The organism is Pseudomonas sp. BAV 4579, assembly GCF_009765395.1.
Taxonomy (GTDB): domain Bacteria; phylum Pseudomonadota; class Gammaproteobacteria; order Pseudomonadales; family Pseudomonadaceae; genus Chryseomonas; species Chryseomonas aestiva.
Genome location: NZ_WHOV01000019.1, coordinates 73759 through 86344, shown reverse-complemented (window position 1 = coordinate 86344; position 12586 = coordinate 73759). Strand labels below are relative to the sequence as shown.

Genomic DNA, 12586 nt, shown 5'->3' with positions numbered 1-12586 from the left:
GAGTGGCAAATGGGCATTTCTAACGCCGCTTGGCCGACGCGCAGCAGATGTTGAACAGGCTCTAAGCCAATGCCACTAGAAGAGATCGATGGGATCCACGTCCAGCGACCAGCGTACCTGACGGGCTTCAGGCAGGCTTTCCAGCTGGACGACCCAGATGCCCAGCAGGCGATGCAGGGGCGCGCGGCTGCTGCTCAGCAGCAGCAGCTGGGCCCGGTGGCGACCGGCGCGGCGCTCCATCGGCGCCGGTACCGGCCCCAGCAATTCCACCTGGGGCAGGGCGAGATTGACCGCCAGACCCTCGGCGACGTGATAGGCCGCCTCCAGGAAATTCTCCACCTGGTCCTGGCGATGGGCATCGGCGCGCAACAGCGCCAGATAGGCGAAGGGCGGCAGCCCGGCGGCGCGGCGCTCCTGCAGGGCCTGGCGGGCAAAGGCCGGATAGCCCTCCTCGGCCAGCTGCACCATCAGCGGATGATCGGCCAGATGGGTCTGGATCAGCACCTGCCCCGGTTCCTCGGCGCGCCCGGCGCGCCCGGCCACCTGGACGATCTGCTGGGCCATGCGCTCGCTGGCGCGGAAGTCGGCGGAAAACAGCCCGCTGTCGGCGTCCAGCACGGCCACCAGGGTCACCTTGGGAAAGTGGTGTCCCTTGGCGAGCATCTGGGTGCCGACCAGGATGCAGGGCACCCCACTGTGGATGGTGCGCAGGAGTTTGCCCAGGGCATCCTTGCGCGCCGTGGTGTCGCGGTCGATGCGCAGCACCGGGACGTCCGGAAACAGCAACTGCAGGCGTTCCTCGGCGCGCTCGGTACCGGCGCCCACCGGGCGCAGGTCGAGCTTGCCGCAGGACGGGCAATGCCGCGGCGGCGTCTGGCGCTGATCGCAGTGGTGGCAGCGCAATTCGCCGGAGCCGCGGTGATAGGTCATGCGCGCATCGCAGCGCGGGCACTGGGCCATCCAGCCGCAGTCGTGGCAGAGCAGGGTAGGGGCGAAGCCGCGGCGGTTGAGGAACACCAGCACCTGCTGGCCGCGCTCCAGGGTCGCGCCCATGGCCTTGAGCAGTGGCTGGGACAGTCCGCTGTCCAGCGGGCGACTGCGCACGTCCAGGCGCTCGAAGCGCGGCGGCTGGGCGCCACCGGCACGCAGCGACAGGCGCAGATGGGCATAGCGCCCCTGGTCGGCGTTGTGCAGGCTTTCCAGCGAGGGCGTGGCCGAGCCCAGTACCACCGGCAGATTCTCGAAGCGCGCGCGAACCACCGCCAGGTCGCGGGCGTGGTACCTGAGGCCCTCCTGCTGTTTATAGGAGGCGTCGTGCTCCTCGTCGACGATGATCAGCCCGGGATGCTTGAGCGGGGTGAACAACGCCGAGCGGGTGCCGACCACGATGTCCAGTTCGCCATCGCGGGCGGCCAGCCAGATGTCCATGCGCTCGCGATCGGTCAGCGCCGAGTGCAGCAGGGCGATGCGGGCATTGAAGCGCTGCTCGAAACGCCCCAGGGTCTGGGGGCCCAGGTTGATCTCGGGGATCAGCAGCAGCGCCTGGCGCCCCGCTTCCAGGGTGGCGCGGATCAGTTGCAGATAGACCTCGGTCTTGCCGCTGCCGGTTACCCCTTCCAGGAGAAAACAGTGGAAGCCGCTGCCGGCGCGGACCGCTTCGTAGGCCAGGCGCTGCTCGCTGTTGAGTGGCAGCTCGGCCTGGGCCAGCCAGGAGCCCTGGTGGCGCGTCGGCTGGTGGTAGCGGGTCTCCACCTTGACCAGGCCCTTGGCCTGCAGCAGATCGAGACTGTCCTTGACCAGGCCGAGCTGGCCGAGCAATTCGTGTAGCACCCCGTGGGGATGCTGGCGCAGGGTCTTGAGTGCCTCGCGCTGGCGCGGCGCCCGGGCCAGGCGCGGATCTTCCGGGCGCGCATCGGGCTGGGCGATCCAGAAGCGCTGCAGTCGTCGCTCGGCCGGCTCCCCCTGACGCAAAAGGGCAGGAAGTGCCCAGCTCAGGGTGTCGCCAAGGCTGTGCTGATAGTACTGGGCCGACCACTGGCAGAGCTCGAACAGCGCGCTGGGCAGCGGCGGACGCTCATCGAGCAGTTGCAGCGCCTTGCGCAGCTTGTCCGGCGGCACCTCGGTTTCCCGGGCCACCTCGATCAGCACCCCGACCACCTCGCGGCGACCGAAGGGCACCCGCAGCCGCACACCCGGGCGCAACTGCTCCTCGACCACTCCCTTGGGCGGCAGATAGTCGAACAGGCGGCGCAGCGGGGAGGGCAGCGCCAGGCGCAGGATCAAGGGCACGGCAGGGCTCGCAGGAGGAAAGCCCGATGGTAGCAGACGGGCGGTGAGGGGGCTGCTTGCACCTCCAATCTGCTCTGGTATGATTTGCAGCCCAAATCTGTGCGGTATCCGGCAATGGCGCCGGGTGGCGGCACAGCTAGACCCCGAGGATAGCCCCATGAAAGCTGATATCCATCCGCAGTACGATGCCATCGAAGCAAACTGCAGCTGCGGCAATGTCATCAAGACCCGCTCGACCCTGAGCAAGAACATTCACCTGGACGTCTGCTCCGAATGCCACCCGTTCTACACTGGCAAGCAGAAGGTCCTGGACGCTGGCGGCCGTATCGATCGCTTCAAGCAGCGCTTCGGCGTGTTCGGCAGCAACAAGTAATGCGCTGCCGTCGGCCATCTCTGCATGGTTCGACACTGAAAAAGGCGTCCCTCTGGGGCGCCTTTTTTGTTTGTGGCCTGGTTGGCGCCCCGGCGGCCCAGGCGGCGGACTGTCCGCTGCTGCCGGGTGGGCAGGAGGTCGTGGTCCTCCAGGTGGTCGACGGCGATACCCTGCGCCTGGTCGACGGCCGTTCGGTGCGCCTGATCGGCGTCAATGCCCCGGAGCTGGGCAAGTCCGGCGGTACCGCCCAGCCCTATGCCGAGGCGGCGCGTCGGCGGCTGCAGGGGCTGGTCGCGGCCAGCGACGAGCGCCTGCGGCTGGTTCCGGGCAGCGAGGCGACCGACCATTACGGTCGCACCCTGGCGCATCTCTATGATCGCCAGGGCGGCAACCTGGAAGCCCGGCTGATCGCCGAGGGCTTCGGCTATGCCGTCGCCATCGCCCCCAATACCCGACTGGCCGCCTGTCAGGCCGCCGCGGAACGCCAGGCGCGCCAGGCGCGACGGGGCGTCTGGAAGCAGGATCCGACCATCGCCTCGACCCGCTTGGAAGAGAGTGGTTTCGCCGTGGTGCAGGGGCGTCTGCTGGACGTCGAGCGCAATGGTGGCGGCCTCTGGCTGCAGTTCGAAGGCGATCTGGTGGTCAATGTCCCCGAGCGCTTCGTCGCGGCCTTCGACGAGGTGCCGCTGCGCCAATGGACAGGGCGCAACCTCGAAGCCCGAGGCTGGATCGTTGATCGCAGTCGGCGCCAGGAAGCGGGCCGCGGGCGCTGGCTGATGACCCTGAGCGACCCGCACATGCTGGGTTTGCGGGTTGAATCGTTTTAGCCGAAAGTCGTATTGCGATTGATTTCAGGCATATGGCCGATTGCTTGTGGCACCTTGAGTCTTTGCGTATTCTCGCCCGACCCAAGACCCACACCACGCGGATATACCAATAATGTCTGATCTCAAAACCGCCGCCCTCGAATACCACGCCCAGCCGCGCCCCGGCAAACTCAGCGTCGAGCTGACCAAGCCCACCGCGACCGCCCGTGACCTGTCCCTGGCCTACAGCCCCGGCGTCGCCGAACCGGTCCGCGAGATCGGTCGCGATCCCGAACTGGCCTACCGTTACACCGGCAAGGGCAACCTGGTCGCCGTGATCTCCGACGGTACCGCCATCCTCGGCCTGGGCAACCTCGGCCCGCTGGCCTCCAAGCCGGTGATGGAAGGCAAGGGCGTGCTGTTCAAGCGCTTCGCCGGTGTGGACGTCTTCGACATTGAGGTGGACGCCGAGAGCCCCCAGGCCTTCATCGATACCGTCAAGCGCATCTCCATCACCTTCGGCGGCATCAACCTCGAAGACATCAAGGCGCCCGAGTGCTTCGAAATCGAGCGTGCCCTGATCGAGCAGTGCGACATCCCGGTCTTCCACGATGACCAGCATGGCACCGCCATCGTCACCGCCGCCGGCATGCTCAACGCCTTGGAAATCGCCGGCAAGCGCCTAGAAGACGCCAAGATCGTCTGCCTGGGTGCCGGCGCTGCCGCCATCTCCTGCATGCGCCTGCTGGCCAGCATGGGCGCCAAGGTCGAGAACATCTACATGATCGACCGTCAGGGCGTGGTCCACAGCGGTCGCAGCGACCTGAACCAGTACAAGGCGGCCTTCGCCACCGAGACCAGCAAGCGCACCCTGGACGACGCCCTCGAAGGCGCCGATGTCTTCGTCGGTCTGTCCGGTCCGAACCTGCTGTCGGCCGAAGGCCTCAAGCGCATGGCGGCCAATCCCATCGTCTTCGCCTGCTCCAACCCGGATCCGGAAATCACCCCCGAGCTGGCCCACGCCACCCGCGACGACGTGATCATGGCCACCGGTCGCTCCGACTACCCGAACCAGGTCAACAACGTGCTGGGCTTCCCCTTCATCTTCCGCGGTGCCCTGGACGTTCGCGCCCGGGTCATCAACGAAGAGATGAAGATCGCCGCGGCCCTGGCCCTGCGTGATCTGGCCAAGCTGCCGGTGCCCAAGGAAGTCTGCGCCGCCTACAACGTCGACAGCCTGAGCTTCGGTCGCGAGTACATCATTCCCAAACCGATGGACGCGCGCCTGATCACCCTGGTATCCGATGCCGTGGCCAAGGCCGCCATCGAGACCGGCGTGGCCACGCTGCCCTATCCGGCGAACTATCCGCTGAAGTCGGTGGATGACGTCTTCGCCAAGTAAGGCGTGAAGCCATAAAAAACCCCGCCAAGGCGGGGTTTTTTATTGGGCGCGGATCAGAAGATGTCCATGGGCACGTTTTCGCTGGAGGGCAGCGGTGTGCCGGGCGCGACGCCTGGCGGCAGTTCGTCCAGGCTCGGCGGGGTGTCCTCGCTCTTGAACAGCTCGAAATAGGCGTTGGGCGTGCCGGGCGGTGCGGCGCGGCCCGTGGTGGGATCGACGCGGATGGAGACGATGCCGTCCGGTTCCTTGAGCTGATGCGGCGGCTTGTCCTTGAGCGCCGCGCCCATGTAGCTCATCCAGATCGGCAGGGCCACGGTGCCACCGAATTCCTGACGGCCCAGGGTCTCGGGCTGATCGAAGCCGGCCCAGACCGTGGTCACGTAGTCGCCATTGTAGCCGGAGAACCAGGTGTCCTTGGATTCGTTGGTGGTGCCGGTCTTGCCAGCCAGGTCGTTGCGACCCAGTTCCAGCGCCTTGCGTCCGGTGCCGCGCTTGATCACGTCCTGCAGCATGCTGTTCATGATGAAGGCGTTGCGCGGGTCGATGACCTGTGGCGCGAACACCGGCGCCGGATTGGCCGGATCGGCAGCGGCGGTATCGGCCGCCGGCGTGACCTCGACGCCGGGGGCGGCCTTGGCCTGCACCAGCTGGGGCACCCGCGGCGCGGCAGTGCGATAGACCACCTTGCCGTCGCGATCGGTCACGTGATCGACCACATAGGGCGTCACCTTGTAGCCTTCGTTGGCGAACACCGACCAGCCGGTGGCCACTTCCAGCGGGGTCAGGCCCGGGGTGCCGAGGGCGAGGGACAGGTTGCGCGGCAACTGATCGCGCTCGAAGCCGAAGCGACTGACGTAATCCAGCGCATAGTCGATGCCGATGGCCTGCAGCACCCGGATGGACACCAGGTTGCGCGAGCGATACAGCGCCTCGCGCAGACGGATGGGGCCGAGGAAGGTGTTGTTGTCGTTCTTCGGGCGCCAGGCTTCGTCGGGATTCTCGTCCATGAAGACGATGGGCGCATCGTTGACCAGGCTGGCGGCGGTGAAGCCCTTCTCCAGGGCCGCGCTATAGATGAACGGCTTGAAGCTGGAGCCGGGCTGGCGGCGGGCCTGGGTCGCGCGGTTGTAGTTGCTCTGCTCGAAGGAGAAACCACCGATCAGGGCGCGGATGGCGCCATCCTGGGGATCGAGCGACACCAGGGCGCTCTGCGCCCTGGGAATCTGCGAGAACTTCAGGCTGCCATCGTCCTGGCGCTGCACCCGGATCAGATCGCCGACCTTGACCACGTCGGCCGGACCGTTCGGGCGCGGTCCCAGGCTGTTGGCGCTGAGATAGGGACGTGCCCACTTCATCGAGTCCCAGGAGACCGCCTCTTCCTTGCCCTCGCGCGTCAGGACCAGGATGCCGCTCTTCTCCACCTGGGTGACGAGAGCCGGATCCTGGCCGCCGACAATGCGCTGCTTCTGGATCAGCGCGGTCCATTCGGCGCGGCTGCGGTTGGGCCACTGGGCTTCGGGGCCGCGATAGCCATGGCGGCGGTCGTAGTCGGTCAGCCCGTCGCGCACGGCGTTGAAGGCGTCCGTCTGCAGCCGGCTGTCGATGGTGGTATAGACCTGATAACCATCGGTATAGGCATCGCCGCCGTAGCGCCCGACCATTTCCGCCCGCGCCATTTCGGCGATGTAGGGGGCGTTGAGTTCAGGCACGGCGACGTGGTGGTAGGCCTCGAGTGGTTCGGCGATGCCGGCCTGGTAGGCCGCCTGATCGATATAACCGAGCTTGAACATGCGTTCGAGGATCCAGTTGCGTCTTTCCAGGCTACGCTCAGGATTAGCGACCGGGTTGTAGCGCGATGGCGCCTTGGGCAGACCGGCGATCATCGCCATCTGGGCGACGGTCAGGTCCTTGATGGACTTGCCGTAGTAGACCTGGGCGGCGGCCTCGATACCGTAGGCACGGTTGCCCAGGTAGATCTTGTTGACGTAGAGCTCGAGGATCTCGTCCTTGCTCAGTTGGCGCTCGATTTGCAGCGCCAGGAGGATTTCGGTGAATTTGCGCGAGAAGCTGCGTTCGCTGGTCAGGAAGTAGTTCTTGGCGACCTGCATGGTGATGGTGCTGCCGCCGGTCTGGATGTGTCCGGTCTTGACCAGCTGGCTCACCGCGCGCGCCAGGCTTTTCACATCCACGCCATAGTGATTGGCGAAGTTGTCATCCTCGGCGGAGAGCAGGGCATGGATGAAATTGGGCGGTATCTCGTTGAACCGCAGCGGCGAGCGGCGCATTTCGCCGAATTCGGCGATGAGTTTGCCGTCCGCGCTGTACACCCGCAGAGGGATCTGCAGTTGCACGTTTCGCAGGGCGTCGATGGAGGGCAGGCTGGGGCTGAGGTAGAGGAAGGCACCGCTGAGACCCAGCAAAAGGCTGCAGACCAGGGCGACCAACGACCACCAGAAAAATTTCAGAACACGCATCAAGAGACTTTTCGAATGGAAAGAAGGAAAGGGCGACAGGTGAGGGTCAGCCTACACGGCGTCGCCATTATAGGCGCGTTTGGCGGTTGGCCGCTATTTGCTCGGGTGTCAAGTCTGTTATCTAATGCCCGTCCGCGGAAGACCACCGTCGCTCATAGGGAACTGATGTGCTAGGGCTATTCAGAAAGAAGGCGAATACGCTGCTGGGTATCGACGTCAGTTCGACATCCGTGAAACTCATCGAGTTGAGCCGTTCAGGCGGACGCTACCGGGTGGAGGCCTATGCGGTCGAGCCGCTGCCGGCCAATGCCGTGGTGGAAAAGAACATCGCCGAGCTCGAAGGCGTGGGCCTGGCCATCGGCCGGGTGCTGGTCAAGGCGCGCAGCTCCGCGCGCAGCGCTGCGGTGGCCGTCTCCGGTTCGGCGGTGATCGCCAAGACCATCGAGATGGATGCCGGCCTGACCGACGACGAGCTGGAAAACCAGATCAAGCTGGAAGCCGACCAGTACATTCCCTATCCGCTGGACGAGGTCGCCATCGACTTCGAGGTGCAGGGGCCGTCGCCACGCAATGCCGAGCGCGTCGAGGTACTGCTGGCCGCCTGCCGGAAGGAAAACGTCGAGGTCCGCGAGGCGGCCCTGGCGCTGGCCGGCGTCGCGGCCAAGGTGGTCGACGTCGAGGCCTATGCCCTGGAGCGCGCCTACCAGTTGCTGGCCAATCAGCTTGGCGGCCATGTCGACGACCTGACCGTGGCGGTGGTCGACATCGGCGCCACCATGACCACCCTGAGCGTGCTGCACAACGGCAAGACCATCTATACCCGCGAGCAGCTGTTCGGCGGTCGTCAGCTCACCGAGGAGATCCAGCGCCGCTACGGTCTCTCGGTGGAGGAGGCCGGTCTGGCCAAGAAGCAGGGCGGATTGCCGGACGACTACCAGAGCGAGGTGCTGACGCCCTTCCGCGAGGCCGTGGTGCAGCAGGTGGCGCGTTCGCTGCAGTTCTTTTTCGCCGCCGGGCAATACAATGATGTGGACTACATCTTGCTTGCTGGAGGGACCGCGTCAATTTCCGGACTCGACCGCTTGATCCAGCAGAAAATCGGCACCCCCACGGTCCTGGCCAATCCCTTCGCCGACATGACCGTCAGCAACAAGGTCAATGCGGCAGCCCTGGCGGGTGACGCCCCGGCGCTGATGATCGCCTGCGGCCTGGCCATGAGGAGTTTCGACTAGATGGCCCGCATCAACCTCTTGCCCTGGCGGGAGCAGCTGCGCGAAGAAAGGCGCAAGCAGTTCCTGGTGATCCTGGGCGGCATCTTCGTGCTGTCGTGCGGCGCCGTGTTTCTTGGGGATCAGTACCTGTCCGGCGAGATCGCCCGACAGGAGGCGCGCAACGCCTTCATCCAGCAGAACATCGCCCAGCTGGACGTGCGCATCAAGGAGATCAGCGAACTCAAGACCCGTCGTCAGCAGCTGCTGGCGCGGATGAAGATCATCCAGGACCTGCAGGGCAACCGCCCGGTCATCGGCCACGTCTTCGACCAGTTGGTGCGTACCCTGCCGGACGGCGTCTACTTCCGCGAGCTGAAGATGCAGGGCGACACTCTGTCGATCAGCGGCGAGGCGGAATCCAACAACCGCGTCTCCAACCTGATGCGTAACCTGGATGCCTCCGACTGGTTCGCGTCGCCTACGCTGATCGAGGTCAAGGCGACCACTGCCGGAGCGGTGGACCAGGCCAACACCTTCCAGCTCACCGTCAAGCAGACCCAGCCCGGCGCCCCCGTTGCCCCGGCCCCGCTCGCCAAGGGAGGCAAACCATGAGTCTCGCCGATTCCCTGGCCAGCCTGCGCAAGGTCGACATCAACGAACTCAGCCTGGAGAACCTCGGTTCCTGGCCCAAGCCGGTCAAGGTCATCGCCTGCCTGCTGATCGTGCTGGTGGTGCTCCTGCTCGGCTATCAGTTCCATCTCAGCGACATGCAGGCCCAGCTGGACAGCCAGCGCAACCAGGAAGAGACGCTCAAGCAGCAATACGCCAGCAAGGCCTTCCAGGCCGCCAATCTGGATGCCTACAAGCAGCAGATGGTGGAGATGGAGGAGTCCTTCGGTGCCCTGCTGCGGCAACTGCCCGGCGATACCGAGGTGCCGGCGTTGCTGGAAGACATCACCCGCACCGGTCTCGGCAGCGGGCTGGAATTCGAGCAGATCAAGCTGCTGCCCGAAGTCACTCAGCAGTTCTACGTCGAGTTGCCGATCCAGATCACCGTGGTGGGCAACTATCACGACCTGGCGACCTTCGTCAGCAGCGTCTCCAGCCTGCCGCGCATCGTCACCCTGCACGACTTCGATCTCAAGCCGGTGGACGACAAGAATGCCAATGGTGGCGGTACGGTCTCCGGAGGCGGCGGCAAGTTGCGCATGAACGTCCTGGCCAAGACCTACAGGTACAACGACAAGGGGCTCGGCAAATGAGGACGCCCCTGTTGCTTTGCCTGCTGACCGCCGTGCTGGTCGGCTGTGGTTCCAGCGATACCAGCGATCTGCAGGCCTTCATGGACGAAACCCGGGCCAAGCCGCGTGGTTCCATCGAGCCGTTGCCGCAGTTTCGCGCCTACGAACCCTTCACCTACGCCGCCGCGGCCCTGCGCAGCCCCTTCCAGGCGCCGGTGCGCATCGATCCCACGGTGCGCCAGCGCGGAACCGGCAACATCAAGCCGGACGCCAATCGGCCCAAGCAGTTTCTCGAAGGCTTCAACATCGAGACCTTCAGCATGGTCGGCATCCTGGCCAACGCCAGCGGCCGCTATGCTTTGGTCAACGGTGCCGGGGGCGTGCATCGCGTCAAGGTGGGCGACTACCTGGGGCGTAACGACGGGCGCATCACCAAGATTACCGATGGCGAGATCGACGTGATCGAAATCGTCCCGGATGGCGAGGGTGGCTGGCTGGAACGGCCGCGCACCATCACCTTGAAGGAAAAGACTTAAATGGGCAGGGCGAGCACTGTGAACACTACTATCGCGGGACGACTGGGACTGGGTCTGGCCCTGCTGCTGAGCAGCCTGGCCGGTCAGGCCCTGGCAGCCGATCTGCAGGCCTTGAACGTCGCCTCCCTGCCCGGGGATCGCATCGAACTCAAGCTGACCTTCGATCAGCCGGTGCCGGTGCCCAAGGGCTACACCATAGAGCAGCCGGCGCGGATCGCCCTGGATCTGCCCGGCGTCGCCAACCAGCTGGGCACCAAGAGCCGCGAGCTGGGCAATGGCAATGCTCGTAGCGTGACGGTGGTCGAGGCGGGCAATCGCACCCGCCTGATCATCAACCTCACCAACCTGGCCAGCTACGACACCCGGGCCGACGGCCGCAATCTGTTCGTCACCATCGGCGGCACCGCCGGTCGCCAGACGGCCAGCGCCCAGGCCAACCTGACGCCCAACCTGCCGCGCGCCGCCGCGCCGGCCACCGTGACCGCACCCTCGTCCGCCCCCCTGCCCGGTGCGGTCGCCCGCACGCCGCTGCCGCCGACCCAGGCCACCTCCACCGTGGCGGCCATGACCGCGCCGCGGCCGCAACTGCGTGGCAAGGCGATCCGCCATATCGATTTCCAGCGGGGTCCCCAGGGCGAGGGCAACGTGGTCATCGACCTGAGCGAGACCGGCATCAACCCGGACATCCAGGAGCAGGGCGGCAAGATCCGTCTGACCTTCGCCGGTACCCAGCTGCCCGAAGAGCTGCGGGTGCGCCTGGACGTCAAGGACTTCGCCACCCCGGTGCAGTTCGTCAACGCCTCGGCTGAAAGCGGCGGGGCGTCCATCGTCATCGAGCCGACCGGGACCTACGACTACCTGGCCTACCAGACCAACAATCGTCTGACCCTGAGCGTCAAGCCGCTCACCACCGAGGAAAAGGAAAAGCGCGCAGCCGATCGCTTCACCTATACCGGTGAGAAACTGTCGCTGAATTTCCAGGACATCGACGTCCGCTCGGTGCTGCAGCTGATCGCCGACTTCACCAACCTCAACCTGGTGGCGAGCGACACCGTGCAGGGCAACATCACCCTGCGCCTGCAGAACGTGCCCTGGGACCAGGCGCTGGATCTGATCCTCAAGACCAAGGGCCTCGACAAGCGCCAGATCGGCAACGTGCTGCTGGTGGCACCGGCCGACGAGATCGCCGCCCGCGAGCGTCAGGAGCTGGAATCCCAGAAGCAGATCCAGCAGCTGGCCCCGCTGCGTCGCGACCTGATCCAGGTCAACTACGCCAAGGCCGCCGATATCGCCAAGCTGTTCCAGTCGGTGACCAGCGCCGACAAGACCGCCGACGAGCGCGGCTCCATCTCGGTGGACGAGCGCACCAACAGCATCATCGCCTACCAGACCCAGAATCGCCTGGACGAACTCCGGCGCATCGTCTCGCAGCTGGACATCCCGGTGCGCCAGGTGATGATCGAGGCGCGGCTGGTGGAGGCCAACGTCGACTACAGCAAGCAGCTGGGCGTGCGCTGGGGCGGCAACGCCAGTTCGGGCAATTTCGCGGTCTATGGCAAGGACGGCGCCACCACGGTCGATCCTACTACCGGTCAGGCCTTCCTGCCGGGCACCAGTACCGTGGGTAGTTTCACTTCTACCAGCGGCGTCGCACCCACGCCCTTCGTCGACATGGGCGTCTCCGGCAGTACCTCGGGCATCGGCGTCGGCTTCATGGTCGGGGGCAAGATGCTCGACCTGCAGCTGTCCGCGCTGCAATCCAGCGGCAATGGCGAGATCATCTCCCAGCCCAAGGTGGTGACCTCGGACAAGGAGACCGCCAAGATCCTGCGCGGTACCGAGATCCCCTATCAGGAAGCCAGCTCCAGCGGTGCCACCAGCACCAGCTTCAAGCAGGCCGCCCTGTCGCTGGAGGTCACGCCGCAGATCACCCCGGACAACCGCATCATCATGGAGGTCAAGGTCAACAAGGATGCGCCTGACTACCAGAATGCGCTCAATGGCGTGCCGCCGATCAGCAAGAACGAGGTCAATGCCAAGGTGCTGGTGAGCGATGGCGAGACCATCGTGCTGGGCGGGGTGTTCTCCAATACCCAGACCAAGTCCACCACCAAGGTGCCGATGCTGGGGGATATTCCCTATGTCGGCCGACTGTTCCGCCGGGATTCGGTCACCGACAGCAAAGTCGAGCTGCTGATCTTCCTTACGCCGCGTATCATGAACAACCAGGCGATAGCGGTTGGTCGATGACATA

The 12586-nt window shown here is 65.4% G+C and carries 10 protein-coding genes; 8 read left to right on the top strand and 2 right to left on the bottom strand.

Annotated features, from left to right (window positions below; all coding sequences use genetic code 11):
- Nucleotides 1-75: 75 nt before the first annotated feature.
- Nucleotides 76-2289: a primosomal protein N' gene (locus GSQ95_RS06435; protein ID WP_158973766.1), complete on the bottom strand. Its 2214-nt coding sequence runs from the start codon at nucleotides 2287-2289 to the stop codon at nucleotides 76-78.
- Nucleotides 2290-2446: 157 nt separating this feature from the next.
- On the opposite strand from GSQ95_RS06435, the gene rpmE reads away from it, so the two are divergent.
- From rpmE to GSQ95_RS06420, 3 genes are all read left to right on the top strand, one after another.
- On the top strand, nucleotides 2447-2662 hold the full coding sequence (gene rpmE, locus GSQ95_RS06430; RefSeq protein ID WP_158893524.1) for a 50S ribosomal protein L31: 216 nt from the start codon (nucleotides 2447-2449) through the stop codon (nucleotides 2660-2662).
- Complete coding sequence (locus tag GSQ95_RS06425) at nucleotides 2662-3489, top strand: thermonuclease family protein (RefSeq protein WP_158893526.1); 828 nt, start codon at nucleotides 2662-2664, stop codon at nucleotides 3487-3489. The genes rpmE and GSQ95_RS06425 overlap by 1 nt, the downstream gene beginning before the upstream one ends.
- Before the next feature lie 112 nt (nucleotides 3490-3601).
- Nucleotides 3602-4870, top strand: a complete 1269-nt coding sequence (locus GSQ95_RS06420) for a malic enzyme-like NAD(P)-binding protein (protein WP_133861496.1) — start codon at nucleotides 3602-3604, stop codon at nucleotides 4868-4870.
- 53 nt (nucleotides 4871-4923) lie between these two features.
- On the opposite strand, the gene GSQ95_RS06415 is transcribed toward GSQ95_RS06420, so the two are convergent.
- On the bottom strand, nucleotides 4924-7344 hold the full coding sequence (locus tag GSQ95_RS06415; RefSeq protein ID WP_158893528.1) for a penicillin-binding protein 1A: 2421 nt from the start codon (nucleotides 7342-7344) through the stop codon (nucleotides 4924-4926).
- A 167-nt stretch (nucleotides 7345-7511) separates the two neighbouring features.
- On the opposite strand from GSQ95_RS06415, the gene GSQ95_RS06410 reads away from it, so the two are divergent.
- Genes GSQ95_RS06410 through pilQ form a run of 5 tightly spaced genes read left to right on the top strand, consistent with a single transcriptional unit; the run spans nucleotide 7512 to nucleotide 12582 of the window.
- Nucleotides 7512-8576: a pilus assembly protein PilM gene (locus GSQ95_RS06410; protein WP_133861494.1), complete on the top strand. Its 1065-nt coding sequence runs from the start codon at nucleotides 7512-7514 to the stop codon at nucleotides 8574-8576.
- Nucleotides 8577-9167 carry a PilN domain-containing protein gene (locus GSQ95_RS06405; RefSeq protein ID WP_158893530.1) on the top strand — a complete coding sequence of 197 codons (591 nt, stop codon included), beginning with the start codon at nucleotides 8577-8579 and terminating at the stop codon, nucleotides 9165-9167.
- Nucleotides 9164-9817 carry a type 4a pilus biogenesis protein PilO gene (gene pilO, locus GSQ95_RS06400; protein WP_133861492.1) on the top strand — a complete coding sequence of 218 codons (654 nt, stop codon included), beginning with the start codon at nucleotides 9164-9166 and terminating at the stop codon, nucleotides 9815-9817. Before GSQ95_RS06405 ends, pilO begins: the two co-directional genes overlap by 4 nt.
- Entirely contained in the window at nucleotides 9814-10332 is a 519-nt protein-coding gene (locus tag GSQ95_RS06395; RefSeq protein ID WP_158893532.1) for a pilus assembly protein PilP, read from the top strand. The genes pilO and GSQ95_RS06395 overlap by 4 nt, the downstream gene beginning before the upstream one ends.
- Nucleotides 10333-12582, top strand: coding sequence for a type IV pilus secretin PilQ (gene pilQ / locus GSQ95_RS06390; protein ID WP_158893534.1), 2250 nt, complete (start codon nucleotides 10333-10335; stop codon nucleotides 12580-12582).
- Nucleotides 12583-12586 lie beyond the last annotated feature (4 nt).